The following is a 25,747-nucleotide window of genomic DNA, read 5'->3' as shown; positions in this document are numbered from 1 at the left end:
GGCGGCGCACCAATGAAAAAATGTGACCGTTACAATTCGTCCTTGGAGGCAGGAGAGTGGGGCGTGACTGTCCCCACCGCCTCCTCGGCCCTCTGCCATGCATTCGTCGCTTCAGTCGACAAATCGTTGTCGATTGACCGGCATAGCCTGCCGCTCCTCACCCCAACAGCGTCTTTTGCCGTTTGGGGCCGCCCATCTTGCGCCAGGTGTTGAAGCGGTGGGTGGCGGCGGCGAAGGAGATCTTCATCTGCTGGGCAACCGAATAGCGCGACTTGCCCTCGTCGAACAGGCGATAGCAGCACTCGACACCCTCCTCGGTCAACTTGCCGTCGGGAGCCTTGTTGTGCGGATTGGCGGGATCAAATTTTTCGACCTGCTGCTCGACCAGGCCTTTCAGGCGCTGCAGATCCGCCTCGATATTAGCGATAAGATCGAGAACCGGTTTGGGATCAAACGGCTGCTGTTTTTCCGGCATCTGCGGCGTTCCTTTCTCTTGGTTGAGATTCGGTTATATAAGTGAACGTTTGCCGATAGCAACGGCGATGTGTTCGGGATTTTGAAGCCTGTACCTTTTGAGCATGAGTGGAGCGCACACGATTGACCGGCGACGTGCGAGGCCCTAGTTTAGAACTGTTCTAAACTGGGGTGAATTTCTCATGCTTTCCCGCGTTTTCGGCTTCGGCCGCCGTCCCTTTGAATCGCTCTCGGAACAGGAGATTCTGGCGCTCGCCATCTCCTCCGAGGAGGATGACGGGCGCATCTATCGCGCCTATGCCGACGGGCTGGCGGAGAGCTTTCCGCAATCGGCCAAGGTGTTCGAGGAGATGGCGGAGGAGGAGGACGGCCATCGCGATTCGCTGATCGAGCTTTACCGCAAGCGTTTCGGCGAGCGCATACCGCTGATCCGGCGCGAACATGTGAAGGGCTATTACGAACGCAAGCCGGACTGGCTGGTGAGGCCGCTCGGCATCGATCATGTGCGCAGCCAAGCCGAGGCCATGGAGCGGCAGGCCTACCTGTTCTATATCGAGGCGGCCAAACGCACAGGCGATGCGTCGACGCGAAAGCTGCTCGACGACCTGGCGATCGCAGAACAGGGCCACGAGACACTGGCGCAGCGGCTGGAGCAAAAGCATGTGCCGGGCGCGGTCAAGGACGAAGAAACGGCAGCCGAGCAGCGCCAGTTCATCCTGACCTATGTCCAACCGGGGCTGGCCGGGCTGATGGATGGCTCGGTGTCGACGCTGGCGCCGATCTTTGCCGCCGCCTTTGCCACGCATGATACGTTCCAGACCTTTCTGGTCGGGCTTGCCGCCTCGATCGGCGCTGGCATCTCGATGGGTTTCACCGAGGTGGCTTCCGACGACGGCAAATTATCGGGCCGCGGCTCGCCGGCAAAACGCGGGCTGACCGTCGGCGTCATGACGACGCTGGGCGGGCTCGGCCATGCGCTGCCCTATCTAATCCCGCTTTTTTGGACGGCGACCATTGTCGCCGCCGTGGTGGTTTTCTTCGAGCTGTGGGCGATCGCCTTCGTGCAGAACCGCTACATGCAGACGCCATTCTGGCGCGCCGCCTTCCAGGTGGTGCTGGGTGGCGCGCTGGTGTTTGCGGCAGGGGTGCTGATCGGGAATGCCTAACAGTCCTTAACCATTTACCGCCTGGCTGTCCTGAGGCGCCTCGGCGCGTTCGGTCAGGCCGTAATCGCGCACGACATGGGCGATGCGCAAACGATAGTCCGCAAAGATACCGCCGCGCCCGGCCTTCTGCGCCTGCCGATGTTCCTGCGTGTTGCGCCAGGCCTTCACCGCGTCCTCGTCGCGCCAGAAGGACAGCGACAGGATGCGGTTCGGATCGGCAAGGCTCTGGAAGCGCTCGATCGACAGGAAACCGTCGATGCCGTCGAGCAGTGGGCGCAGGTCGGCGGCGATGCCGAGATAGGCATCGCGCTTGCCCGCCGCCGGCTCGACCTCGAAGATGACGGCGATCATGGCTTCACCAAAGGAGCATGCGGCCCGGAGGCCAGCTTGAGGAAGATGCGGTCCTCCTTCAGAATGAATTTTTCCCGTCGGGCGAACTCGTAGTTCGCCTTGCCGGCGGGATCGGCGGCGAGCCGGGCGCGGTAGGCTTCGTAGGCCGCAAGACTGTCGATGTTGTAGGCGGCATAAGCCGTGTTGGCCGAGCCTTCGTGCGGCGCGAAATAGCCGATCAGATCGGCGCCGCAGCGCGGGATCGCCTGCCCCCAATTGCGTGCATATTCCTCGAACGCCGCCTTGCCGAACGGATCGATCTCGTAGCGGATGAAGCAGGTGATGGTCATTTTCGCCTCCTTGGCGGTGGATGTTATCTTGCGGTCACAGTTCGAGCCGGATCGAAACGTTCCGAAGGTCGATATGCTAGGCAAATCCCTCGCTGATCATGCCTGCCAGAACGATTTCGCGCATTCGCGGCGGACGTCTTCAGGTGTCAGGCCAAGGTCACGCAGCAGATAATCGTCGATCTCGGCGAGGTCGAGACGCTGCAAATGACGGTCGTACCACCGCTTCAGGAGCCGCAGCCGCAAGCGGCGCAAGACAATGAACGGGAACGGCCGGCGAGCAGGCGCGGCGCTGAGAATGGTCCTTGCAGGCATCGTTGTCTCCTTGATTTGCATCGAGACTAATGCTTTATCTGACGAGGATGCTTCGATGAGGAACGAACTATGCGCGAAGGACCTGACATAGCCCGAATTGCCAGCCTGGTGGGCGATCCGGCGCGGGCAAACATGTTGTCCGCACTGATGGGCGGCACGGCACTGACGGCGAGCGAACTGGCACTCGAAGCCGGGGTGTCGCTTCCGACAGCGAGCTCGCATCTGTCGAAGCTGATGGAAGGCGGGCTGCTGACACTGGCGAGCCAGGGGCGGCACCGCTATTACGGCCTCGCAGGCCCGCAGGTGGCGGGAATGATCGAAGCCATCACCGGCGTCGCCGCTGCGGTCGGACCGCAGAGGGTGCGACCCGGCCCTCGCGACGCGGCCATGCGCGTGGCGCGGGTCTGCTACGACCACCTCGCCGGCGAGCAGGCGGTGGCGATGCTGGACCGTCTTGTGGCTCGACAAGCGCTCCTGCGCGACGACAAGGTGATCCAGCTTGGGCCGTCGGCCGCCTCGCATTTCGCCGCGATCGGCATCGACATCCATACCAAAGCGCGGCGACCGGTGTGCCGCGCCTGCCTCGACTGGAGCGTGAGGCGCTCGCACCTCGCCGGCACGCTGGGCGCCGCCATTCTCGACAAGATCCTCGCCGAGAAATGGGCACGGCGCGAGAAGGACAGCCGTGCCGTGATCTTTTCACCGGTAGGCAAGCAGGCCTTCGAGACGACGTTTCTCGCCTGACGGCTCGCTTCAATGCGCTAGAACGGTTCGTCGTTTCACGGAAACGCCGAACCGCTGTAACTTTTTGTTTTGAAGCATGTCGTTGTCGCAAACCGCTGCACATTTTTGCGCGACATGCATTAGCCGCGCTTGAGCGGCTTGGCCTGCTTGAAAAAATCCGCCCAGGGATCGGCTTGCCCGAGCCGCTTCAGCGTCGTCTTGTCGCCGATCGGAAAGGCGTTCGGCGGCAATCCGGCCTCGATTTCCGCCCAGGTCACTGGCATCGATATCGTGGCGCCTTTTTTGGCGCGCGACGAATAAGGCGCAACCGTGGTGGCGCCGCGGCCGTTGCGCAGATAATCGACGAAAATCTTGCCCGTGCGCGCCTTCTTCGACAGCGTCGCCGTGTAGCGGTCGGGTGCGGCTTGCTCGAGCGCTCGGGCGAACTCATGGGCGAAGCCTTTGACCTCGTCCCAGTCCGCCGACGGCTTCAGCGGGACGAGGACATGATAGCCCTTGCCGCCCGAGGTCTTGACGAAATTAGGCAGGGACAGTTCGTCGAGCCGGCTGCGGATATCGAGCGCCGCGGCACGCACTGCCTTCACGTCGACACCCTCGTCGGGATCGAGATCGAAGATGATCTGGTCGGGTTTTTCCAGTTCGTCCGTGGTCGAGCCCCAGATGTGGATCTCGACGACGCCGAGCTGCACCAGGGCCACGACACCGTCGAAATCGCGGATGAACAATATCTCCTCGCCGTCGGTGGGATCCTTCATCACTGCGATCTTGTCGTGCATGCCGGCCGAGGCATGTTTTTGGAAGAACCGTTGGCCGCCAACGCCGTCCGGCGCCCGCACGAGGCTGAGCGGCCGGTTGATGACGAATTGCTTCATGCGCGGCCAGACCAGCGCGTAGTGATCAACCAGATCCTGCTTCGATACGTTCTCCTCGGGCCACAGAAGCTTGTCGGGGCGGGACAGTGTAACCGAGGTTTTCGCCGCGCCGGCGGGTTCGGCGGGCTTTGGCCTCGGCTCGGCCGTGGCTGAGCGTGCTTTCGGTTTCTCCTGCACGACTTCCTCCGCCGGCTTGTCCTCGCGCAATCCCTGGAACGACGCGTGGCGTATTATACGGTCCGACGTCCAACTGCGAAACTCCACTTCGCCGACAAGTTCGGGCTTGACCCAGACCAGCCCCTTGCCCCTTGGCACCGCCCTGTCGAAGGGCGAGGTTGTCGTCTTCAGCGCATCAAGCCTCTTCTTCAGCTCGTTGGTGCTTTTGGCCGTGAAGCCGGTGCCGACGCGGCCGGCATAGCGCAGCTTGCCGCCCTCGTGATAGCCAACCAGCAGCGAGCGCAGGCCGCGCCCGGTCTTGTCCGACGGCATATAGCCGCCGATGACGAATTCCTGGCGCGCCGTGCATTTCGACTTCACCCACGAGGGAACACGACCGCTGCGGTAGGGCGCATCGGCACGCTTGGAGACGACGCCTTCGAGCCCCAGCCGGCAAGCATGCTCCAGCATGATCTTGCCGGGCTCGGCAAAGTGGTCGCTGAAGCGCACGGCCTGATCCTCGGCCTGTCCGGCGAGCAAAGTGCGCAGCCTTTCCTTGCGCTCGACCAGCGGCTCGGAACGGATATCCTCACCGTTGAGACGCAACAGGTCGAAAACGTAGTAGATGAAACGATCCGTGCGGCCCGCCGACAGATCTTGCTGCAGCAGCGAGAATGACGAGACGCCGTTATCCGCCAGCACGACGATTTCGCCGTCGATGATCGCATCGGTGCATTTCAGGCCGCCAAGTGCCGCGACAATTGCGCCACCGAATTTGTCGGTCCAGTCGAGGCCGGCGCGTGTCAAAAGCCGCACCTCGGTGCCGGCAAGCTGCGACTGCATGCGATAGCCGTCGAACTTCACCTCATGCAGCCAGTCCTTGCCGGGCGGCGCGTCCCGCTCCAGCGTTGCGAGCGCCGGTTCGATGAATTCGAGCCGCCTTGCCGCGACTGCCTTCTTGCCGGTAGCCGGCCTGTCGGACTGCCAGACCCTTGGCTTCTTGCCGTCGGCGGTCTTGCCTTCGCCGACCTCCTCGATGGTCAGGCCGGATTTCACCGATTGCGGCGCCTCCTGCAAAATGTCCTCGCCTGGACGCGCGGCGGCATCGTCGGATTTGATCAGCAACCAGTTGTCACGCTTTTCGCCCGGACGCGGCTTCAGCCGCACCAGATGCCATGCGCCATGCAATTTGTGGCCATGCAGTTCGAAACTGATATGGCCTTTCTTCATCGCCTTTGCCGGGTCGCCATCGGGGACCCAAGTTCCCTCATCCCAGACAATGACCGAGCCGCCGCCATATTGGTCCTTCGGGATGGTGCCTTCAAACGGCGCATAGTCGATCGGGTGGTCCTCGACATGCACGGCGAGCCGCTTTTCGTGCGGGTCGAGGCTCGGGCCTCGCGTCACCGCCCAGCTCCACAGCACGCCGCCGTGCTCGAGACGAAGGTCGTAGTGAAGCCTGGTGGCGGCATGCTTGTGGATGACGAAGATGCCACCCGGCACGGCTTTCTTGCCGCGCGAAACCTTGCCGGCTGGTTCGGCCGTCTTCTTGAAATTGCGCTTGGCGTGATACTGCTCGAGGCTGGCCATGGGCGGATCCTAAGCAGATTTGCGCCGGGCGGCTTTGGACTTGGCGCCTTTTGCCGGGCGTCCGGTCTTTGCCGGCGCACCGGCTTCCGACGAAAGGCTCTTCTTCAGCGCATCGAAGAGGTTGACGACGTTGGAGGGCCGTGGTTCCGCCTTGGTCTTCGGTGCCTTCTTGCCGGCCTTCTTGGCGCGGACCAGCTCGATCAGGGCGTTTTCGTATTTGTCCTCGAATTCGGAAGGATCGAACGTCGCCTGTTTCTCATCGACGATGTGTTCGGCCAGCCTGATCATCTCGGCGTCGGTCTTCACCGTCTTGATGTCGCCGAACACCATCTCGGGCCTGCGAACCGTATCGCCATAGCGCAAGGTCGTCAGCAGCAGACCCTTGCCCAACGGCTCGATGACCACCGGACGTTCGCGGCGATAGAGCACAATGCGGGCTAGCCCCGCCGTCTTCTTGGCGGCCATGGCGTCGCGGATGACGGCGAAGGCCTCTTCGGAGACCTCGTCCGCAGGCGTCACATAATAGTGCGCATCGAGATAGATCTGCTGGATCGAGGATTTTTCGATGAAACCATCGAGGCTCATCGTATGCGAGGATTCGATCTGCACGGCTTCGATCTCCTCCTCCTCGATTTGGACGAAGTCGCCGTCGCCGATCTCGTAGCCCTTGATCTCGTCGCCTTCATCGAGCGGCTTGCCGCTTGCCGAATCGACATAGACGCGCTTGACGGTATTGCCGGTCTTGCGGTTGAGCACGCGGAACGAGACTTTCTCGGCCTGGGTGACAACATTGGTCAGTTCGACGGCGCAAGTGACCAGCGAAAGCTTGAGATACCCTCTCCAGGCCGGGCGCGGCGCCATGACAAACTCCCTGCGCGACAATGTTCAACCGAGAACGGGCAAAGTCCGTTCCGGTTCCGGCGGCGCAAAAGGCAAGTCCGAGCTTTCAACCCAGCCTTGCCTTGTTCTCGCCCACTGCCCTACTCGGCGGCTTGCAGGTTGACCTTGCTTTCCGCTATTTCGGTAAGCTTGCGGTCGGTTGCCTGCTCCTCCTTGAGGTTGTTGGCCAACACATTGGCGCAGTCGCTGCGGCCCAGTTGCTTGGCCCAAGCAATCAGGGTGCCGTAGCGGGTCATCTCATAATGCTCGACCGCCTGGGCGGAGGCGATCAGCGCAGCGTCGAGGACCTCCTTGTCGGCGATGTCGCCGCTGACGTCGTCGGCTTCTTCGAGAATGCCGTCGATGGCCGGGCAGTCGACCTGCTTGGCCTTCACGCCGTGCAGTTCGAACACCTGCTCGACACGCTGGATATGACCCTTGGTCTGAGCGAGATGTTTCTCAAAGCCGGCTTTCAGCTGCGGATCACTCGCCTTGTCGATCATCTTCGGCAGCGATTTCTCGATCTGTTTTTCAGCGTAATAGATGTCGCGCAGCGTGTGCACGAAGAGGTCGTCGAGGGTTTTGATATCCTTCGAAAAGAAACCCATGGCCTTTGCCTTTCCATTGCTCTTGCAGTTTCGGATTTTTTGGCTGCGGCCCACCCGAGCACCACAGCCTGCGGAGCCGGTTCGTCCCGGCACTGGGAAATCAACGTGCGGCTGACGGGCCGGTTCCTGGTTTTCCGGCCGCGTGCACGGAAATTTCGCGGTCCGGCAAACCTGAAACAAAACCGCGCCTCTGCGACATTCAGGCGAAACATATGTGATGCAAAAGTCACACTGGACGAAATGCCGACGGACTGCATGGAAACACCGCGAATCAGCCGCATTCCAGCCATGAACAAAGGCATTTTCGACCAGAGATTAACATCGCGTTCACCGACTATTCACGCCTGGACGCTATGATCCCCGCAATTCGGAAGGGACATCCGAAACGGGACAGGGACCGAGTAAAATGAGCTTCTGGAATCAAATCGCCGGCTATGCCGCCGCCATCCGCGAATTCGTCGCGCCGACCTATCGGCCTGAGCGCTATTATATGCGCGGCCCAGGCCCCGCCTGCGCGCGCCGTGGCAACACGCTTGGGATCAGCGTGCGCTGATGATGAGCATGGAGAGCCGTCACGACAGCCGTATCTGCCGGCCCGACGCCGACAATCGGTCAACGACCTATCGCGCCGAGCGCCCTGCGCTGACCGACAGACGGCGTGCGACAACGCCAAGCCTCTAGCATTCCGGGCTTTGATCCAGCCGCCGGCAGGTCTAGTGTCGCCTGACACCAGCTGCCGGGCGTCACGTGATCGTCAAGCCGAACCATTCTCCTGAGCCGCCAGAATTCGAATCAAGTCGCCCGTTGATCGTGTTCGACGGTATTTGCGTGTTGTGCTCGGGCTTTGTGCGCATGGTGGTGAAGCTCGACCGCAAGGGCCGCTTCCATTTCGTAACGGCGCAGTCGCCCTTCGGCGAGATGCTGTTCAAGAAATACGGGCTGCGGACGGATCGCTACGAGACCAATCTCGTCATCGTCGATGGCGCGGCTTTCACCCGCCTGGACAGTTTCGTTGCCGTCATGGCCGAACTCGGCTGGCCGTGGCGGGCGGCCCGGATCCTGCTGCTGTTGCCGCGCCCGCTTCGCGACTGGCTCTACGACCGCATCGCAAAGAACCGCTACGCCCTGTTCGGCAAGAAGGACAATTGCGAAATCCCTTCCGCCAAGGTGAGGGCAAGATTGATCGGCTAGGTTCGTTGCCGTGGCCGGGAGCGGGCGGGGCATTTTGGGGGAACTGCGGATGAAGGTTCTTGTCGTCGGCGGCTATGGCACCTTTGGCGGTCGCACCGTCGAGCTTTTGGAGGGCGAGCCGCATCTGATCCTCTTTGTCGCCGGGCGCTCGCTCGCCAAGGCTGACGCGTATTGCAAGAAGCGCGCCCCGACAGCAGCCCAGCTGGTGCCGGCACTGTTCGACCGTGACGGCGATCTCGCCGCGCAACTCGCTGCATTTGAGCCTGATATTGTAGTCGACGCGAGCGGTCCGTTCCAGGCCTATGGCGAGGGACGCTATCGCCTGATCGAGGCCTGCATCGCCCGGCGCATCAACTATCTCGATCTAGCCGACGGCTCGGATTTCGTCGCCGGTGTCTCTGCGTTCGACGAGGCGGCGCGAAACGCCGGCGTCTTCGTGCTGTCCGGCGTCTCGAGCTTTCCGGTGCTGACGGCGGCGGTGGTGCGTCGCCTGTCTTCGGACCTGACGCGGGTCGACGGCATTCGCGGCGGCATCGCGCCTTCGCCCTTTGCCGGCGTCGGCGGGAACGTCATCCGGGCTATCGCCGGTTATGCCGGTCGGCCGGTGCGGCTTGTTCGCAATGGCCGTCCCGAACAAGGCCGTCCGTTTACCAAGCAGCTGCGCTACACTATCGCGCCGCCGGGCCGGCTGCCGCTTCGAAACACGCTGTTTTCTCTGGTCGACGTTCCGGACCTGCGCGCCTTGGCCGCGCTTTGGCCGGAGGCGAGGACGATCTGGATGGGAGCCGGGCCGATACCCGAGGTGCTGCAGCGCGCCCTGATCGGCCTCGCCTGGCTGGTGCGCGCCGGATTGATCGGTTCGCTTTCGCCGCTGGCGCCGCTGATGCATCAGGCAACGAACCGGCTGCGCTGGGGCGAGCATCGCGGCGGCATGTTCGTCGAGGTCGAGGGATCGGATCGGGCGGGCGCCATCGTCAGGCGCTCGTGGCATCTCCTGGCGGAGGGCAATGACGGGCCGCTGATCCCGTCGATGGCGGTCGAAGCGCTCGTCCGCAAAGCGCTGGCCGGACATCAGCCCGCGCCGGGCGCACGGGCGGCCGTGCGCGATTTGGAGCTCCGGGACTATGAGGCCCTGTTCGCCGGGCGGACGATCTACACCGGCTTCAGGAACGGGGCGGCGGACGAGGACAAGCCGCTTTATGCCGAGCTGCTCGGTGCCGCCTGGCAAGGCCTTCCCGAGGCAATTCGGTCAATGCATGACCGTACGATCACGGCCGCAGGCCGCGCGCGCGTCGAACGCGGGCGCAATGTTCTTGGCCGGCTAATGGCCTGGACGGTCGGCTTCCCCGGGGCAAGCGAGGACATCCCGGTTCATGTCCGCTTCGACACCGACAAGGACAGCGAGACCTGGACCCGGACATTCGGCAAGCACAGTTTTTCGAGCCTACAGTCCGCAGGCCGGGGTCGATCGCAGCGCTTGCTGTGCGAACGCTTCGGCCCGCTGACCTTCGCGATGGCGCTGGTTGCCGAAGACGGCCGGCTGGCGCTGGTGTTGCGCCGCTGGAGTTTTTTTGGCCTGCCGCTTCCGATGTGGCTCGGTCCACGCTCGACTTCCTACGAAACGGTGAAGGATGGCCGCTTCCGCTTCCATGTCGAGATCTCGCATCCGCTTGCCGGCATGATCGCCCGCTACCGCGGCTGGCTGGAGCCCTCCGGCCCGCACGGCTCCAGCGAGATCGTGCCGCCTGCCAGCTTGGCCAGTTCGCGACAATCCTGCGCCGTGCACAGCGTCCAGCCCTGACCCGTGGCGCCCGAGGCGGCGAGCGCGAGGCGCCGCTGTGGCCTGACGTTGGGCGCATAGACCCACCAGCCGTTTCTCAGCACCGAGCCTTGCGGCGGCTCCATCCCGGCGCCCGATCCCTTGATGCGGGCCTCGACCAGCTGCAGGCCGGACGGCAGCACCTTCCAGTCTTCCTGCCACTGGGTCTTCTCCACCGAATGCACCCAGGAGAGCGTGAAGGCAGCAACCGCGAGCGTCACCGTCTTGCCGGCCGCGACGATGCAGAGGCTCATGCTGAATTAGCCAGCGAAGCCTGCCGCGCGCGCCAGCAGTGCCAGCCGATCCAGGCAAGGGACAGCGCCCAGCCCGCCTCGTCGGTGAGCGGCAGCGCCGCAACCAGCAGCACGCCGGCGGCGAAGGCGACGAGGCGTTCCCACCAGGCCATGCGCCGGGCGAGAAATCCGACGGCCGCGGCGCCCCACAGGACGATACCCATGCAGGCTTTGATGACGATATAGGCGACCTCGACGGGATAGCCGAACTGGGCGGCGATCGGGCCGGGGTCCTGCAGCATCAGCGCCGGGGTATAGACCGCCATGAACGGCACAACGAAGCCGGCAATGGCAAGCTTGGTGGCCTGGATGCCGATCTTGAGGCCGCTTTCCTTGGCCATGGGCGCGGCGGCGAAGGCGGCCAGCGCCACAGGCGGGGTGAGATCGGCCATGATGCCGAAATAGAAGACGAACATATGGCTGACCACCAACGGCACGCCGAGCGACAGCAGCGCTGGCCCGGCCAGCGACGAAGTGATGATGTAGTTGGGAATGGTCGGTATGCCCATGCCGAGCACCAGGCAGGTGAGCATGGTCAAAAGCAGCGACAGGAACAGATTGTTCTCGCCGATCGAGATGATCCAGCCGATGAAGGTCGAGGCGATGCCGGTAAGCGTCAACGTGCCGATGACGATGCCGACAATGGCGCAGGCAATGCCGACCGGCAGCGCGTTCTTTGCTCCTTCGGCAAGGGAATCCACGCATATGCGCAGCGTCTCGCGCCCGCCCTTGAAGGTGAGGCAGGCGGCGACCAGCACGGCGATGACCAGGCTGAGGATGTTGACGCCGAATTTCATGAAGGAAGCCGCGGCAAGCCCGAGCGCCAGCCAGAAGACGATGCGGAAGGCGAGCGGCCCGATCGATGCTGCCAGCGGCGTGCCGAGGATAAGCACAATGGTCAACGCCAGGCCCATGGTGCCGGCGAACACCGGTGTGTAGCCGGCAAACAGCAGGTAGATCAGTGCTGCGAGAGGCAGTACCAGCGGCCAATGTTGTCTCACCGCATCCCACGGATTGGGCAGGTCAGCCTTGGCCATGCCGTGCAGGCCGGCCTTGCCGGCTTCCAGGTGCACCTGCCAGAAACAGGCGCCGAAATAGAGCAGCGCCGGAATGATCGCCGCCTTGACCACCGCAGCATAGGGGATGTTCAGGGTCTCGGCCATGATAAAGGCAACCGCTCCCATCACCGGCGGCATGATCTGGCCGCCCATCGACGAGGTCGCCTCGACGGCGCCGGCGAAAGCCGAGCGGAAACCGAAGCGCTTCATCAGCGGGATGGTGAACTGGCCGCTGGCCACCACATTGGCGACGCCGGAGCCGGAAATGGTGCCCATCAGCGCCGAGGACAGCACGCAGACTTGCGCCGGGCCGCCGCGCCATGAGCCGACCAGGCCAAGCGCAAAATCGTTGAACAGCGCGATCATGCCGGCGCGCTCAAGAAAGGCGGCGAAAACGACGAAGATGAAGATGTAGGCGGCCGAGACATAGATCGGCGTGCCGTAGATGCCTTCGGTGCCATAGGCGAAGGTGTCGACGAGCTGGGCGAAATCATAACCGCGATGGATGAACGGCGGCGGCAGATGATTGCCGGCAAATGCGTAGGCGAGAAAGATGAAGGCAATGACGGCGAGCGGCAGCCCCATTAACCGCCGCGCCGCCTCGAAGACCAGCACGACCAGCACCGCGCCGACGATCAGGTCAGGCGTGGTGAGAAAGCCGGAGCGGCGGATGAGGTCGGCATAGAACACCCAATTGTACAGACCGGTAGCGAAACCAAGCAGGCCGAGCGCCCAGAACACTGCTTTCGCCGGGACGCTTTTGGCGCGCAGATTGGCGATTAGGGCAAAGCCGAGCAGCAGCAGGAAGCCGACATGCATGGCGCGTATGACCTGGCTCGGCAGGCTGCCATAGGCGGCGATGTAGATTTGGAAGATGGAGAAGGCGATGGCGATAAAAAAAACCGCCTTGCCGGCGATGCCTTCGCCGAAGCCAGGCGGCAATCCTTCGACAGGAGCTTCCGCTGTGGGGGAAAGAACGGTCGGGGTTACGGTCATTAGCGGGGTTCCTGGCGGGGCGGTCCCCTCCTCGAGGGGAGGGTGCCGAGCGAAGCGAGGCGGGGGGGGGGGGGGGGGGCCCCTGTTGGCGGGGGTGGCCGGCACTCCCCCGCCGCCGCGGGGGGGGGGGGGGGGCGAGGGGGCGGCCCGACACCCGACCCCACCCGTCCATTCGCCTTCGGCAGCTGTTCACCTTCTCCTCAAGGGGGAGGGATGGCTCCTTACTTCACCAATCCCTTTTCCTTGTAATACCTCTCGGCGCCTGGATGCAGCGGCACCGGCATGCCGTCGAGCGCCTTGGCCGGGTCGATCGCCTTGGCGGCGGCGTGGGCAGCGGTGAGCTGGTCGAGATGCTCGAACAGCAGTTTCGTCATCTGGTAGGCGGTCTCGTCGGAGACATCGGCGCTGGTGATCAGGAAATTGCCGACGGCGGCGGTCGCAACATCCTCGGTCTGGCCCTCGTAGGTGCCCTTGGGGATGACCACGGAAAGGTAGGGCGAGCCGATCTTGGCGACGTCCTCCGCCGGCACGGCAACGATGTTTACCGGCACTGAGGTGGCGAGGTCACGGATCGACGCGACCCCAAGGCCAGCCGACTGCAGCGTGGCGTCGAGCTGGCGGTTCTTGATCAGCTCCACCGATTCGGCGAAGGGCAGATATTCGATCCGCCCGAGGTCTTCGTATTTCAGCCCGGCAGCGGCAAATATCGTGCGGGCGTTGAGCTCGGTGCCTGAGGCCGGCGCGCCGACCGAAAGGCTCTTGCCCTTGAGATCGGCGAGCGTCTTGATGCCGGATTCCTTGCTGGCGACGATCTGGATGTAATTGGGATAGATGGCGGCAATGCCGCGCAGCTTGTCGAGCTTGCCTGGGAAGCCTGCTTCGGTATTGCCTTCGGCGGCCAGCTTCACGGAATCGCCGAGCGCAAAGGCGATCTCGCCCTTGCCCTGCTGCAGCAGGTTGAGGTTTTCGACCGACGCTTTCGTCGCCTGCACCTGGGTGCGCGCGCCTTCGATGCCCTTGCCGTAGATTTCCGACAGCGCGACGCCGAGCGGATAGTAGACGCCGGAAGTGCCGCCGGTCAGCACGTTGATGAATTCCTGTGCCTTGACCGATACCGCGCCAAGGCCAAGCGACAGCGCCAGCACGCCGGCTGCAACAAATTTCGTCCTGAAATTGAGCATGCGATTTCCTCCCTGAAAATTCGTCGCCGTTCCCTCCTCGGCGGCATGAAGCGAAGCGAGTTTAGACAGCGGGCGGGAAATGCCAACCCGCAATAGCAGCGATTAGACGAACGGCTAAGCAGTGCCGCAACACGTTGGCGCTTGCGCGAGGTCGTATCGCGGCAGAAAGATTTTTCCAGCGCTTGTCGAAATCCGGCAGGGCCGCGCGACATAAGTCCGGCTCGCAACGATGCGGCCTTCGAGAAACGGGAGAAGACCATGCGATACATGCTTTTGATCTATGGAAACGAAGCGGGGATGGCAGCCGCGCCAGCAGATGCGGTGACACAGATGTCGAGCGCGTACGTCGCCTACACCGAAGCGTTGAAGAAATCCGGCGCCTGGCTCGCCGGCGACCGGCTGAAGCCGACGCAATCCGCTACCTCGGTGCGGATGGCCAATGGCAAGACCAACGTGCTCGACGGCCCCTATGCCGACACCAAGGAGCAGCTTGCCGGCTTCTATATGATCGAAGCGGAGGACGTCGACGCCGCCATTGCCTGGGCGGCGCGCTGCCCGGGCGCCAGCACCGGCACGGTAGAGGTGCGGCCGATCTGGGAACTCACCATGTGATGCCGGAATTGCCCGATACTGCGCGGGCGGCGGCGGAAGCGGCCGCCCGGCAAAGCTACGGCAAGCTGGTCGCCTATCTCGCCGCACGCACGCGCGACGTGGCCGCTGCAGAGGACGCATTGGCCGATGCCTTTGCAGCGGCGCTCGAGCGTTGGCCACAGGCGGGCGTGCCCGACAAGCCGGAAGCCTGGCTGCTGGCGGTGGCACGCAAGCGCCGCGTCGACGCGGTCAGACGGCGGCTGACACGCGAGGCGGGCCGCGACCACCTCAGACTCATCGCCGAGGAGATGGAGGCGCGCATGGCCGAGGAAGACCTGCCGGACGAGCGGCTCAGGCTCATGTTTGCCTGCGCCCATCCCGCGATTGAGGCCGGCGTGCGAGCACCGCTGATCCTGCAGACGGTCCTGGGCTTCGACGCAGCGACCATCGCCTCGGCTTTTCTTGTCTCGCCAGCCACGATGAGCCAGCGCCTGGTGCGCGCCAAGACGCGAATTCGCGAGACAGGCATTCCGTTCCGCGTGCCGGAGCGGGCCGAGCTCGGCGAGCGGCTGGGCACCGTTCTGGAAGCGATCTACGCGGCGTTTGCCGAAGGTTGGTCCGACCCGGCCGGCACCGAAACGCGGCGCCGCAATCTCGCGACCGAAGGCATCTGGCTCGGCCGTCTGATCGCCTCGCTGATGCCGGATGAGCCGGAAGCACTCGGCCTGCTGGCGCTGATGCTGTTCGCCGAGGCGCGGCGTGCAGCCCGGCGCAATGCGGCGGGTGACTATGTGCCGCTGGCCGAGCAGGATCTTGCATTGTGGGACGACACCCTGATCGATGAAGCGGAGGCGCTGCTCGGGCGCGCGGCCGCCGAGGGTGTTGTCGGCCGCTACCAGCTCGAGGCCGCCGTGCAATCCGCCCATACGACACGGCGGCTGACCGGTTGTACCGACTGGGTCGCGATCAAGGAGCTCTACGACGCGCTGTCGGTGATTGCCGGCTCGCCGGTGGTGTCGATCAACCGTGCGGTGGCGATTGCCGAGGCCGAAGGTGCTTCAGAAGGATTGGGCGCGCTTGATCAACTCAGCGGCGACAAGCGCCTGTATGACTATCAACCTTACTGGGCCGCCCGCGCGGGCCTGCTGGCCAGACTCGGCAAAGTTCCGCAAGCGAGCGAGGCCTATGACCGGGCTATCGGCCTCGAACGCGATCCGGCCGTGCGCCGGTTCCTGCAGGAACGACGGGCATGGCTCGGCCACGCGGAAAGACACTGAGACAAGGCGGAGTGCTTAGGCCGGCCACATGTCGTGGGAAGCATTCAGCCTCTTTATCACTCGATGTTCCCGCAAATTGGCCCACAGGCGTCCGATATTCGGCCAAGCGGTTGGAACCTTCGCGACCTCCGGATGCCAGGCCACCAACATGACGAGATAGATGTCGGCCAGCGAGAGTTGGTCGCCGGCCAGCCAGTCATGGCCTGCGAGGGCGGCATCGAGAATGGCGAAGCTGCGATCCATTTCCGAGACCGCCGCCCGTTTGACAGCGTCCACGCCGCGGGGATCGGTCGTGTAGCGATGAGCGTAGAAGAACCGCAGGTCAGCCGAATAGATGACGGAGGACATGAAAAACATCCAGCGCAGGAAGTCGGCACGGTCAGCCGAACTTGCTGCGGGCGCCAGTCCTGCTTCCGGGTGGCGCTCGGCCAGCAGGATGCAGATCGCCGCCGATTCGGTCATCGAGCGTCCGTCCGGCAAGATCAGGACCGGCACCTGGTTCAAGGGGCTGATATCTAAAAAGGCCTGGTCGGGTCGGCCCTTCGGAACGTCGATCTGGTCGAAAGGCACGCCCGCCAAAGCGAGCGCCGCCTCGATGACAAAGCCGCCGGTATTGGCACGCGTATAGAGCTTGTACATGAAGTCCTCCACCTGCCGGGCAGCGACGATTTGATACGGAAGGGACCCGCCGCTCAAGCGAACGACGCCCGCCACAGGTGGTTTTTCAGCGGTCCACGCCGACGCGTGATACAGAGTATTTGATGTCGGAGGGCATCGCGAAGGATCGCTACTGACCGGTCAAAAACGCTCGTGTCTAAGCGCCCAATCCCTCGAACAGGATCGTCGAGAGATAGCGCTCGGCGAAAGAGGGGATGACGACGACGAGGTTCTTGCCCTTGTTCTCGGCCCGCGAGCCGACGACGATCGCCGCTTGCAGGGCGGCACCCGACGAGATGCCGACCGGCACACCTTCGAGCCGAGCGACGAGCCGTGCATTGGCAACCGAATCCTCGTTCGAGACCTTGACGATTTCGTCATAGATCGTCGTGTCGAGGATTTTTGGCGCGAAGCCGGCGCCAATGCCCTGGATCTTGTGCGGGCCTGGCTGGCCGCCCGACAGCACCGGCGAGGCTTCCGGTTCGACGGCGACGACATGCACCGAGGGCTTACGCTTCTTCAGCACCTGGCCGACGCCGGTGATGGTGCCGCCGGTCCCGATGCCGGCAACGAAGATATCGACTTCGCCATGGGTGTCGTTCCAGATTTCCTCGGCCGTGGTGCGGCGATGGATTTCCGGATTGGCCGGGTTTTCGAATTGCTGCGGAATGACAGCGTCGGGCAGCGTTGCCGCCAGCTCGTCCGCCTTGGCGATGGCGCCCTTCATGCCTTTCGGCCCTTCGGTCAGCACCAGTTCGGCACCGAGCAGAGCCAGCATCTTGCGGCGTTCGACCGACATGGTTTCCGGCATGGTCAGGATCAGCTTGTAGCCCTTGGCAGCGGCGGCAAAGGCGAGCGCGATGCCGGTATTGCCCGAGGTCGGCTCGATCAGGGTGGTCTTGCCGGGCGTAATCCTGCCCGAAGCCTCCAATGCCTCGATCATCGACACGCCGATGCGGTCCTTGACCGAGGCGATCGGGTTGAAGAATTCGAGCTTGGCCAGCAGATTGGCGACGACGCCCTTCTCCCTGGCGAATTTATCAAGCCGCACCAGCGGCGTGTCGCCGATCGTCTCGGTGATCGAATTGTAGATGCGGCCGCGGCCGGGCACGTGTGCGGGGGTGGCGGGCTTGTTCATTGATTTCCTCCCAGAGGTCAAGCGGCAAGAGTCGGGCGGGGCCTAGGATAGAGCCATCCGCCGCGCAAGATAGGCTGTCGATCGAAAAATATCCGAGTGAAGTTCGTGCTGAGTACCCCCGCCCTTGCAAGGCGTGGCAATCCTTGGGCGGATTGGCGAAAGAGATTTATTGGCGGGCAGCAATTGCCGCCGCCGCACCGACCATGAAGCCGGCGGCGGTGCGGTTGAGTGCCCTCAGCGCCCGCGGCGACTTCAGGAACCAGCGCGCCTTGGCCGCCAGCGCCAGATAGGGCACCAGCACGACGAGCAGGACGACGATGGTGAGCGCGACAAGAATGCCGTAATCGGCCAGCGTGATCGTCTTCAGATCGACGATGGTCGGGGTGATGGCAAGATAGAAGATCATCGTCTTCGGATTGCCGAGCGTGACGGCGAGGCCGGCTATAAAGCTGGATGTCAAGCCGCCCTTGCCTTTCTTGGCCTCCACCGTCTCGGGCGTGATGCCGCTCGTCCAGAAACGCCAGCCAAGAAAGGCGAGGTAGGCGACGCCCAGCCATTTGATGGCCAGGAAGACCATGCCGAAAGTCTGTGCGACGAAAGCCAGGCCGAGCACCACGGCAGTCAAATAGGTCAGGTCGCCGAGCATCAGCCCGAACGACATGGCCAGCGACGAGCGGAAGCCGGAACCCAGCGCACGCGCGACAAGCGCGGTGACGCCTGGGCCGGGGATGGCTGCGGCGATGCCGAGGGCGGCGCTATAGGCGAGGAACCCGGTGAGTGTCATGATTGGCGCTTGTCGCACAATGTTGAAGTTGGGTGAATTCCCTCGGGCCGAATTCGATTGCGCCAGCGCAGCAGGCGACACCGCCGTTCAGGAGCGGCCGTCTTCGTAGGTAATGCGCCAGATGGTGCCGTTGCCGTCCTCGGTGACGATCAGCGAGCCGTCCTTGGCCATCGCGACACCGACCGGTCGGCCCCAGACGGCGTCGTTCGAGATGACGAAGCCGGTCATGAAGTCCTCATATTCGCCTGTCGGCTTGCCATCCCTGAATTTGAGCCTCACCACCTTGTAGCCGGTCCTGGCGCCACGGTTCCACGAACCATGCATGGCGACGAAGGCGTCACCCTGATAATCCGCCGGGAAGTTCTTGCCGTCGTAGAAGGCTATATTCATCGGCGCCGAATGCGCCTGCATCAATACATCGGGGACAGTGGCCTTGCCGGCGAGGTCTGGCCGCTCGCCCTGATGGCGCGGATCCTCGTTATTGCCGATGTAGTACCAAGGCCAACCATAGAATCCGCCGTCCTTGACCGCTGTTGCAAATTCGAACGGCACATTGTCGCCGAGTTCGTCGCGCTCATTGACGACGCACCACAATGCGCCGGTGGCGGGCTGCACGGTCATGCCCGTACAGTTGCGCAGGCCGGTGGCGACAGTTCGGGGATTTTTCCCATCCGGGTCAAAGGCGAGCACATCGGCACGGCCGTCCTCGGAGCCCCAGGCCGCCCCGAGCGGCTTTGATTTGGCCCAGGCGTCGAGGCCGCTATCCGGCTCCTTACCTATATCCTCGGCGACGTTCGAGGCGGAGCCAACCGACAAATAAAGCGTTTTGCCGTCCTGCGAGAAGGCGATGTCGCGGGTCGTGTGACCACCCGACGGGATTTGGGCGACAATGGTTTCTGGTTTGCCGGATGTCTTCAGGTCGCCATCGCGATAGGGGAAGCGGACGATGCTGTCGCTGTTCGCGACATAAACCCATTGCGGTTTGTCTCCTGGCGGATAGAAGGCGATGCCGTAGGGATAATTGAGCCCCTTGGCGAAGATCGCTTTCTCGATGGGCTTGGCGCTGCCCTCGGCGAGACGATAGACGCGTATTTGGTCGGCATGGCTGTTGGCAACAAACAGGTCGCCATTCGGAGCGACGCGCACGACACGTGGATTGACGATGCCGGATGCGATCATTTCAGCCGAAAAGCCCGACGGCAATTCTGGCTTGGCGCGTTCGGGCCGTTCCGCCACGCCGGCGCCGTTCGAAGCGGATTGGGCGGGGTCGGCTGCCGGCATGTCTCGCGGCCCAATCAGGCGTCGGACGCCAGGCCTGTCGGCGTGCCAATCGCCAAACGCGGCTTCGCCTTTGAGCACATTCTGGTCCGCCTGCTGGGCGGCTGCCGGTGTCGCAACAAGGAGGGCAGCGGCAACGGCCGCAAAGCCGCCAGATCGGATCATCAACGTCCTCCGGGATTCGCCTCGAACAGGGCAAACGGCATCAGGTATTGATCGTTCCAAGCGGCCGTCCAGCACACGAGGATTTGAAGCCGAACCCGTTCAGTTGCCAGAGGCGTAAAAGTCGTCGTCGAGGCGCTTTTCCAGCGCGACCAGATCGGCCGGCAGCGGCAGACCCATCGCCCGCATCTCTTGCAGCTTCTCGCGCAACTGCTCTTGCACCTCGTGCTGATCCTCTGGCTGGTTGATCATTTCTTCGAGCAGCAGACTGATCTGGGCCTTGAACGATTCCAGCGCCATTCTTTTCTCCTCCTTGCGGCAGGCCCGCGGCGGCTCCTAGCTCAGCATGCGCGAAATCAGCTGCGCGGTATAGTCGACCATCGGTACTATGCGCGCATAATTCAGCCGCGTCGGCCCGATGACGCCGAGCGCACCGACGACGCGCGCGTCCTTGTCGCGATAGGGTGCCACCACCAGCGAGGAGCCAGACAGCGAAAACAGCTTGTTTTCCGAACCGATGAATATGCGCACGCCTGGGCCTGCCTCGGCGAGGTCGAGAAGCTGGATCAGCCCATCCTGCGTCTCCAGATCCTCAAACAGATGCCGCAGCAATTCTATGTCGGCCTGGGCAGTGACGTTTTCCAGGAGATTGGCGCGGCCGCGCACGATAAGCCGCCCAGGCACGCCGCTTTCAGCGCCTGCCCAGACCGCCAGGCCCTTCTCGACCAGATCCTGCGACAGCGTGTCGAGGGCTGCCCTGGTCTCTTCCTTGATGCGGGCGATCTCGACCCGCGCCTCGGCCAGGGTGCGGCCGCGGATATGGGCGTTGAGGAAGTTGGAGGCTTCGTGCAATTGCGAGATGGTGATGCCGGCGGGCAGATCGATGACGCGATTTTCGACGTCGCCGTTCTGCGAGACCAGCACGGCCAGCGCCTTGGTCGGCTCGAGCTGGATGAATTCGATGTGCTTAAGCGCCACCTCATTCTTGGCGGCGAGCACGAGGCCGGCGCCGCGCGACATGCCGGACAGCATCTGGCTGGCCTCGGTCAGCATATGCTCCAGCGTCGCGCCCGAGCCGGAGGCGCGCACCTGGGCCTCGATGGTACGGCGCTCCTCGTCGGAGAGGTCACCAAGTTCCATGAAAGCATCGACGAAGAAGCGCAGGCCTGCCTGGGTCGGCAACCGGCCAGCCGAAATGTGCGGCGCATAGATCAGGCCGAGATGCTCAAGGTCGCTCATCACGTTGCGGATGGTGGCCGGCGACAGCGACGACGGCAGGATGCGCGACAGGCTGCGCGAACCGACCGGCTCGCCATCCCTCAAATAGGAATCGACGATGCGCCGGAAGATGTCGCGCGAACGCATGTCGAGCGATTGAAGCGCGGGCGATTGCAGCGCGTGCGACGGGAGCACGTGCGACTGCAAACCGGGATCGACTGCCTTTGTCATTTCGAGCCAAAAACCTCCGCCCCGAAGATATAGACTTCCGCGGTGTCGGCGCAACCGGTCCATTTTCCTTTGCGCCTCACGCCCCGTGCGGCTACAAGCCGGCCAAGATTCCCCGGCCAAGATTCCGAAGAAAGAAAGAAGCCTGAATGCGCCCTTCCAAACGCCAATTCGACGAAATGCGCCCCATCTCCTTCGAGCGCGGCGTCTCCAAGCATGCGGAAGGCTCGTGCCTGGTGAAGTTCGGCGACACGCATGTGCTGTGTACGGCCAGCCTGGAGGAAAAGGTGCCGGGCTGGATGCGCAACTCCGGCAAGGGCTGGGTGACGGCGGAATACGGCATGCTGCCGCGTTCGACCGGCGAGCGCATGCGCCGCGAGGCTTCGGCCGGCAAACAAGGCGGCCGCACGCTGGAAATCCAGCGGCTGATCGGCCGCTCCCTGCGCGCCGTGGTCGATCTGCAGGCGCTCGGCGAGCAGCAGATCACCGTCGACTGCGACGTGATCCAGGCCGACGGCGGCACGCGCACCGCTTCGATCACCGGCGGCTGGGTGGCGCTCTACGACTGCCTGCGCTGGATGGAAACCCGCCAGATGGCGAGCCTGGGCAAGGTGCTGAAGGATCACGTTGCGGCGATCTCCTGCGGCATCCATGATGGCCAGCCGGTCATCGACCTCGACTATATCGAGGATTCCTCGGCCAGTACCGACGCCAATTTCGTCATGACCGGCAAGGGCGGCATCGTCGAGATCCAAGGCACGGCCGAGGGCGAGCCGTTCTCGGAAGAGCAGTTCGCGGCGCTGATGGGGCTCGCCAAGAAAGGTATTCAGCGCCTGGTCAGCTTGCAGCAAATGGCGGTGGCTTAGCTGCGGTCAATATTGATGAGATTGGCGATCCTGTGACCCCTTCTGCAATCCTGGAATCAGCACTCTACGTGACGGACCTTGCTGCCGCGGAACGGTTCTATTCGGGCGTGCTCGGGCTCGATCTGCTCGGCAAGGTCGATGGCAGGCATCTCTTCTTCCGCTGCGGCGACAGCGTGCTGCTTATGTTCAATGCCGAGGCGACCAAAGTGCCGCCGCCGGCCGACGCCAAGCTCAAAGTACCGCCGCATGGCGCGGTCGGCCAGGGCCATCTTTGCTTCGCCGCAAGCGCGGATGAAATCCCACGCTGGAAAGCGCATCTTGAGGCGAAGAAAATTGCCATCGAAAGCGAGTTCGAATGGCCGCAGGGCGGCCGCTCGATCTATATTCGCGACCCGTCGGGCAATTCGATCGAATTCGCCGAGCCAAGAATCTGGGGCATCTGATGCATTCGCCAACTGTTCATTCGCTTGACGGGCATAAGATCGTCGTCGCCAGCCATAACGCCGGTAAATTGCGGGAATTCGCCGATCTGATGGCGCCATTCGGCATTGAAGCGAAGTCCGCAAAGGAATACGGCCTGCCGGAACCGGACGAGACCGGCACCACTTTCGAGGAGAACGCCCTCATAAAAGCCTTGGCTGCCGCCAAGGCCACTGGATTGCCGGCGCTGTCGGACGATTCCGGCCTGTGTGTCGATGCGCTCGACGGCGCACCCGGCGTCTACACCGCCAACTGGGCCGAGACGCCGGACGGCTCCCGCGACTTCGGCATGGCCATGCAGCGCACGGAAGTGGCCTTGCAAGAAGTTGGCGCGATCACGCCTGCCCAGCGCAAGGGCCGCTTTGTCGCGGTCATCTGCCTGGCCTTCCCCGATGGCCAGGCGGAATATTTTCGCGGTGAGGTCGAGGGCACGCTGGTATGGCCGCCGCGCGGCGAGCTAGGCTTCGGCTACGATCCGGTGTTCTTGCCCTACGGGTTCGAAAAGACCTTCGGCGAGATGAGCGCGGAGGAAAAGCATGGCTGGAAGCCCGGCCAGCCAACCGCATTGTCGCACCGTGCCCGCGCCTTCCAGAAATTCGCGCAAGCCCGATTGGCCGGCGCATGACCATGCTGCTCGACCGCAGCCCCGGTTTCGGCGTCTATGTCCACTGGCCATTCTGCGCGGCCAAATGCCCCTATTGCGACTTCAACAGCCATGTCCGCCACCAGCCGGTCGACCAGGAGCGTTTTGCCCGCGCCTTCGAGACCGAGCTGGCGACGATGCGCGGCCGCACCGGGCCGCGCGAGGTGACCAGTATCTTTCTTGGCGGCGGCACGCCATCGCTGATGAAACCGCAGACCGTGGCGGCGGTGCTGGATGCAGTGGCGAAGAACTGGACGGTGCCTGATGGCATCGAGGTGACGCTGGAGGCCAATCCCTCCTCGGTCGAGGCCGAGCGCTTTCGCGGCTATCGCGCGGCCGGCGTCAACCGGGTGTCGCTTGGCGTGCAGGCACTGAACGACAAGGATCTGCGCTTCCTCGGCCGTTTGCACAATGTCGATGAGGCCCTGCATGCGATCGGCCTGGCGCGCGAGATATTCCCACGGCTGTCGTTCGACCTGATCTACGCGCGGCCCGGTCAGACGCCGGAAGCGTGGCAGGCGGAGCTCGAGCAGGCGATCGGCCACGCCGCAGACCATCTGTCGCTCTATCAGCTGACCATCGAGGAAGGCACGCCGTTCCATGCACTGCATGCGGCAAGGAAATTCATCATTCCAGACAATGAGCTTGCCGCCGATCTCTACGCGTTAACGCAGGAGATCACCGCCGCGCGCGGACTGCCGGCCTACGAGATTTCCAACCACGCCAGGCCCGGCGCCGAAAGCCGGCACAATCTCACCTATTGGCGTTATGGCGAATATGTCGGCGTCGGTCCCGGCGCGCATGGCCGGTTCGTCGAAAATGGCCGCCGCGTGGTGACGATCGCCGAGAAAATGCCGGAGACCTGGGCCAATCTGGTCGAGGCCAAGGGTCATGGCGTTTCCGGCGGCGAGGTCCTGACGCGGTCGGAAGAGGCCGACGAGTTCCTGCTGATGGGGCTGAGGCTGGCGGAAGGCATCGACCTTTCCCGCTACGAGGCATTTTCAGGGCGCGGCCTGTCGACGGCACGGCTGTCGGTGCTGCAGGACGAAGGCCTGGTGGCGCCGATCGGCAATGCCCGCCTGCGCGCCACGCCGGCCGGCATGATCGTGCTCGATGCGGTCGTGGCGGATTTGGCCAGATAGCACGTTGAAGAACGTTCTCTCCATCTGCAGCCAGCATCGCTTGCGCAGCCCGACGGCGGAGCAGGTGTTTTCCAAGCGGCGGGACATCGAGGTCGCTTCGGCCGGCACTAATCACGATGCCGACATACCGTTGACGCATGAACTCGTCGCCTGGGCCGACATCATCTTCGTGATGGAAAAAACGCACCGCGCCAAACTGCAGCAGAAATTCAAGACAAGCCTGAAAAAGGCTCGAGTAATCTGCCTCGATATTCCCGACGACTATGCATTCATGGACCCGGCTCTGGTGGGCCTGCTGGAGGCGCGTGTCTCGAAGTATCTGGGTTGAATGATACATCGCGGAGCATTCGCAACCGCGCTTCGAGAACTGTCTCGACCGATCGCTAAGGTTTGCGGGGTCAAGCCTCGTGCTTGTGGCGGTGTTTGGCGCGATCTTTTTCGCTGGTCTCTCCGGAACGGGCCGGCTTGATCTCGCTTTTGTCGCGTGAGGCATGGTGCTGGTCGTCTGTGGAATGTGACGCTGCGCCATCGCGGGCGCTTTTTGTTTCGAGGCGGGTGATGAAAATGTCGAAGCGATTGGGCATCGTCCGGTCAGTGCTCCATCGTGCGGTCGGTTTCGTTTGCGGGCTTGCTCTCTGCCGATCGCTGGCGTGCAAGCGGCTTCTTGGCTCTGCCATCTGCGGCTTCGGCAGGCAGGCTCTTGTCGCATGGCGCGGCGAAGCGTTTGCGGCCGGCATAGTAGGGTTCGAAAACGTCCTGTATCGTCAGGCTGTTCATCCTGCTCCTCCCGAGATCAGGGGTAAAATTCGCCGGCAACGGTTTCGTTCCCTACTGTGGCGAAGGCATGGCGGCCGGTTCACGTCGGCATCCCTTTTGGAACCAGGGCCTTTGCAACCCAGGCTTTTGCAACCAAGCGTGAGCCGTGCCAAACAGGGTCGAACGGAGTTGTGCAGGTGACCGGCGAATCGGCCAAACGCAGTTATGTGGTCGGGCAGACCGAAATCGCCGCCCGGCCGCTCGAGCCGGCGCTCTACCTGGTCGCGACGCCTATCGGCAATCTCGCCGACATCACGCTGCGCGCGCTGGAAACGCTCGCCGCCGCCGATATCGTCGCTTGCGAGGACACACGTGTCAGCCGCGTGCTGCTCGACCGCTACGGCATCCGCCGCCGCACCACCGCCTACCACGAGCACAATGCCGGCGAGGCCGGACCGAAGCTGAGCTCGGCGCTGCTGTCCGGCCAAAGCGTATCGCTGATCTCGGA

At 63.4% G+C, this 25,747-nt stretch carries 30 protein-coding genes; 13 read left to right on the top strand and 17 right to left on the bottom strand.

Annotated features, from left to right (window positions below):
• Window positions 1-157: 157 nt before the first annotated feature.
• Window positions 158-475 (bottom strand): hypothetical protein, encoded by a 318-nt coding sequence (locus tag NKJ32_RS17920; protein WP_023718860.1) that lies wholly within the window; start codon window positions 473-475, stop codon window positions 158-160.
• 181 nt (window positions 476-656) lie between these two features.
• Here NKJ32_RS17920 and mbfA point away from each other — a divergent pair, with 181 nt between their 5' ends.
• The gene (gene mbfA / locus NKJ32_RS17915) at window positions 657-1,640 is read left to right on the top strand and encodes an iron exporter MbfA (protein WP_352451856.1); all 984 of its coding nucleotides are present in this window, start codon (window positions 657-659) and stop codon (window positions 1,638-1,640) included.
• Window positions 1,641-1,646: 6 nt separating this feature from the next.
• On the opposite strand, the gene NKJ32_RS17910 is transcribed toward mbfA, so the two are convergent.
• The 3 genes from NKJ32_RS17910 to NKJ32_RS17900 all read right to left on the bottom strand — a co-directional run bounded on the left by NKJ32_RS17910 (window position 1,647) and on the right by NKJ32_RS17900 (window position 2,632).
• Window positions 1,647-1,991 (bottom strand): antibiotic biosynthesis monooxygenase family protein, encoded by a 345-nt coding sequence (locus NKJ32_RS17910; protein WP_352575316.1) that lies wholly within the window; start codon window positions 1,989-1,991, stop codon window positions 1,647-1,649.
• A complete protein-coding gene (locus tag NKJ32_RS17905) occupies window positions 1,988-2,320 on the bottom strand; it encodes an NIPSNAP family protein (RefSeq protein WP_352575317.1) in 333 nt (110 codons plus the stop codon). Before NKJ32_RS17905 ends, NKJ32_RS17910 begins: the two co-directional genes overlap by 4 nt.
• A gap of 96 nt (window positions 2,321-2,416) precedes the next feature.
• The gene (locus NKJ32_RS17900) at window positions 2,417-2,632 is read right to left on the bottom strand and encodes a DUF1127 domain-containing protein (protein ID WP_352828322.1); all 216 of its coding nucleotides are present in this window, start codon (window positions 2,630-2,632) and stop codon (window positions 2,417-2,419) included.
• 69 nt (window positions 2,633-2,701) lie between these two features.
• Between NKJ32_RS17900 and NKJ32_RS17895 the strand changes: the two genes are divergently transcribed.
• Window positions 2,702-3,376 carry an ArsR/SmtB family transcription factor gene (locus NKJ32_RS17895; protein ID WP_352620830.1) on the top strand — a complete coding sequence of 225 codons (675 nt, stop codon included), beginning with the start codon at window positions 2,702-2,704 and terminating at the stop codon, window positions 3,374-3,376.
• Between the two features lie 119 nt (window positions 3,377-3,495).
• Here the strand turns inward: NKJ32_RS17895 and ligD are convergent, their stop codons facing one another.
• From ligD to NKJ32_RS17880, 3 genes are all read right to left on the bottom strand, one after another.
• Window positions 3,496-5,994: a DNA ligase D gene (ligD, locus tag NKJ32_RS17890; protein ID WP_352620832.1), complete on the bottom strand. Its 2,499-nt coding sequence runs from the start codon at window positions 5,992-5,994 to the stop codon at window positions 3,496-3,498.
• Between the two features lie 9 nt (window positions 5,995-6,003).
• Window positions 6,004-6,855 carry a non-homologous end joining protein Ku gene (gene ku / locus NKJ32_RS17885; protein WP_352620834.1) on the bottom strand — a complete coding sequence of 284 codons (852 nt, stop codon included), beginning with the start codon at window positions 6,853-6,855 and terminating at the stop codon, window positions 6,004-6,006.
• Window positions 6,856-6,974: 119 nt separating this feature from the next.
• Window positions 6,975-7,481 carry a YciE/YciF ferroxidase family protein gene (locus NKJ32_RS17880; RefSeq protein WP_352473615.1) on the bottom strand — a complete coding sequence of 169 codons (507 nt, stop codon included), beginning with the start codon at window positions 7,479-7,481 and terminating at the stop codon, window positions 6,975-6,977.
• Window positions 7,482-7,887: 406 nt separating this feature from the next.
• On the opposite strand from NKJ32_RS17880, the gene NKJ32_RS17875 reads away from it, so the two are divergent.
• The 3 genes from NKJ32_RS17875 (at window position 7,888) to NKJ32_RS17865 (ending at window position 10,473) form a co-directional block, all read left to right on the top strand.
• The gene (locus tag NKJ32_RS17875; RefSeq protein ID WP_023678994.1) at window positions 7,888-8,034 is read left to right on the top strand and encodes a hypothetical protein; all 147 of its coding nucleotides are present in this window, start codon (window positions 7,888-7,890) and stop codon (window positions 8,032-8,034) included.
• A gap of 257 nt (window positions 8,035-8,291) precedes the next feature.
• Complete coding sequence (locus tag NKJ32_RS17870) at window positions 8,292-8,672, top strand: thiol-disulfide oxidoreductase DCC family protein (protein WP_352620972.1); 381 nt, start codon at window positions 8,292-8,294, stop codon at window positions 8,670-8,672.
• Between the two features lie 49 nt (window positions 8,673-8,721).
• Window positions 8,722-10,473: a saccharopine dehydrogenase family protein gene (locus tag NKJ32_RS17865; RefSeq protein WP_352828317.1), complete on the top strand. Its 1,752-nt coding sequence runs from the start codon at window positions 8,722-8,724 to the stop codon at window positions 10,471-10,473.
• Here NKJ32_RS17865 and NKJ32_RS17860 read toward each other — a convergent pair.
• From NKJ32_RS17860 to NKJ32_RS17850, 3 genes are all read right to left on the bottom strand, one after another.
• Window positions 10,362-10,745, bottom strand: coding sequence for a DUF1850 domain-containing protein (locus tag NKJ32_RS17860; RefSeq protein ID WP_352620838.1), 384 nt, complete (start codon window positions 10,743-10,745; stop codon window positions 10,362-10,364). The genes NKJ32_RS17865 and NKJ32_RS17860 overlap by 112 nt on opposite strands.
• Window positions 10,742-12,838 carry a TRAP transporter permease gene (locus NKJ32_RS17855; RefSeq protein WP_352755716.1) on the bottom strand — a complete coding sequence of 699 codons (2,097 nt, stop codon included), beginning with the start codon at window positions 12,836-12,838 and terminating at the stop codon, window positions 10,742-10,744. The genes NKJ32_RS17860 and NKJ32_RS17855 overlap by 4 nt, the downstream gene beginning before the upstream one ends.
• 221 nt (window positions 12,839-13,059) lie before the next feature.
• Complete coding sequence (locus tag NKJ32_RS17850) at window positions 13,060-14,019, bottom strand: TAXI family TRAP transporter solute-binding subunit (RefSeq protein ID WP_352457892.1); 960 nt, start codon at window positions 14,017-14,019, stop codon at window positions 13,060-13,062.
• 258 nt (window positions 14,020-14,277) lie between these two features.
• Here NKJ32_RS17850 and NKJ32_RS17845 point away from each other — a divergent pair, with 258 nt between their 5' ends.
• Entirely contained in the window at window positions 14,278-14,631 is a 354-nt protein-coding gene (locus tag NKJ32_RS17845; protein ID WP_023718846.1) for a YciI family protein, read from the top strand.
• Window positions 14,631-15,887: an RNA polymerase sigma factor gene (locus NKJ32_RS17840; protein WP_352570205.1), complete on the top strand. Its 1,257-nt coding sequence runs from the start codon at window positions 14,631-14,633 to the stop codon at window positions 15,885-15,887. Before NKJ32_RS17845 ends, NKJ32_RS17840 begins: the two co-directional genes overlap by 1 nt.
• Window positions 15,888-15,902: 15 nt before the next feature.
• Here NKJ32_RS17840 and NKJ32_RS17835 read toward each other — a convergent pair whose 3' ends face one another.
• The 6 genes from NKJ32_RS17835 to hrcA form a co-directional block, all read right to left on the bottom strand.
• On the bottom strand, window positions 15,903-16,526 hold the full coding sequence (locus NKJ32_RS17835) for a glutathione S-transferase family protein (protein WP_023678987.1): 624 nt from the start codon (window positions 16,524-16,526) through the stop codon (window positions 15,903-15,905).
• 175 nt (window positions 16,527-16,701) lie between these two features.
• Window positions 16,702-17,682 carry a cysteine synthase A gene (cysK, locus tag NKJ32_RS17830; RefSeq protein WP_023678986.1) on the bottom strand — a complete coding sequence of 327 codons (981 nt, stop codon included), beginning with the start codon at window positions 17,680-17,682 and terminating at the stop codon, window positions 16,702-16,704.
• Window positions 17,683-17,848: 166 nt separating this feature from the next.
• The gene (locus tag NKJ32_RS17825; protein WP_352570203.1) at window positions 17,849-18,466 is read right to left on the bottom strand and encodes a LysE family translocator; all 618 of its coding nucleotides are present in this window, start codon (window positions 18,464-18,466) and stop codon (window positions 17,849-17,851) included.
• An 87-nt stretch (window positions 18,467-18,553) separates the two neighbouring features.
• Window positions 18,554-19,909 (bottom strand): PQQ-dependent sugar dehydrogenase, encoded by a 1,356-nt coding sequence (locus NKJ32_RS17820; protein WP_023678984.1) that lies wholly within the window; start codon window positions 19,907-19,909, stop codon window positions 18,554-18,556.
• Window positions 19,910-20,008: 99 nt separating this feature from the next.
• Window positions 20,009-20,206, bottom strand: coding sequence for a hypothetical protein (locus tag NKJ32_RS17815; RefSeq protein ID WP_023678983.1), 198 nt, complete (start codon window positions 20,204-20,206; stop codon window positions 20,009-20,011).
• Between the two features lie 36 nt (window positions 20,207-20,242).
• Window positions 20,243-21,355 (bottom strand): heat-inducible transcriptional repressor HrcA, encoded by a 1,113-nt coding sequence (hrcA, locus tag NKJ32_RS17810; RefSeq protein WP_036239090.1) that lies wholly within the window; start codon window positions 21,353-21,355, stop codon window positions 20,243-20,245.
• A 146-nt stretch (window positions 21,356-21,501) separates the two neighbouring features.
• Here hrcA and rph point away from each other — a divergent pair, with 146 nt between their 5' ends.
• The 5 genes from rph to NKJ32_RS17785 are packed head-to-tail and all read left to right on the top strand — an operon-like array spanning window position 21,502 to window position 24,811.
• Window positions 21,502-22,218, top strand: coding sequence for a ribonuclease PH (gene rph / locus NKJ32_RS17805; protein WP_352697382.1), 717 nt, complete (start codon window positions 21,502-21,504; stop codon window positions 22,216-22,218).
• A 32-nt stretch (window positions 22,219-22,250) separates the two neighbouring features.
• Window positions 22,251-22,661: a VOC family protein gene (locus tag NKJ32_RS17800; RefSeq protein ID WP_023678980.1), complete on the top strand. Its 411-nt coding sequence runs from the start codon at window positions 22,251-22,253 to the stop codon at window positions 22,659-22,661.
• A complete protein-coding gene (gene rdgB / locus NKJ32_RS17795) occupies window positions 22,661-23,323 on the top strand; it encodes an RdgB/HAM1 family non-canonical purine NTP pyrophosphatase (RefSeq protein WP_352570199.1) in 663 nt (220 codons plus the stop codon). The genes NKJ32_RS17800 and rdgB overlap by 1 nt, the downstream gene beginning before the upstream one ends.
• Window positions 23,320-24,483, top strand: a complete 1,164-nt coding sequence (gene hemW, locus NKJ32_RS17790; protein WP_352570197.1) for a radical SAM family heme chaperone HemW — start codon at window positions 23,320-23,322, stop codon at window positions 24,481-24,483. Before rdgB ends, hemW begins: the two co-directional genes overlap by 4 nt.
• A gap of 4 nt (window positions 24,484-24,487) precedes the next feature.
• Window positions 24,488-24,811, top strand: a complete 324-nt coding sequence (locus tag NKJ32_RS17785) for a low molecular weight protein tyrosine phosphatase family protein (RefSeq protein WP_352570195.1) — start codon at window positions 24,488-24,490, stop codon at window positions 24,809-24,811.
• A 263-nt stretch (window positions 24,812-25,074) separates the two neighbouring features.
• Here NKJ32_RS17785 and NKJ32_RS17780 read toward each other — a convergent pair whose 3' ends face one another.
• Entirely contained in the window at window positions 25,075-25,260 is a 186-nt protein-coding gene (locus NKJ32_RS17780; RefSeq protein WP_023678975.1) for a hypothetical protein, read from the bottom strand.
• Between the two features lie 176 nt (window positions 25,261-25,436).
• Here NKJ32_RS17780 and NKJ32_RS17775 point away from each other — a divergent pair.
• Window positions 25,437-25,747 (top strand): SAM-dependent methyltransferase (locus tag NKJ32_RS17775; protein ID WP_352828313.1); only part of this gene is annotated, 311 nt, incomplete at its 3' end.

Origin of the sequence: Mesorhizobium sp. M0159, assembly GCF_040322295.1 — a bacterium.
Lineage (GTDB): Bacteria > Pseudomonadota > Alphaproteobacteria > Rhizobiales > Rhizobiaceae > Mesorhizobium.
Note: the sequence above shows the minus strand (reverse complement) of the source record. Positions and strands in the feature narration are given on the sequence as shown.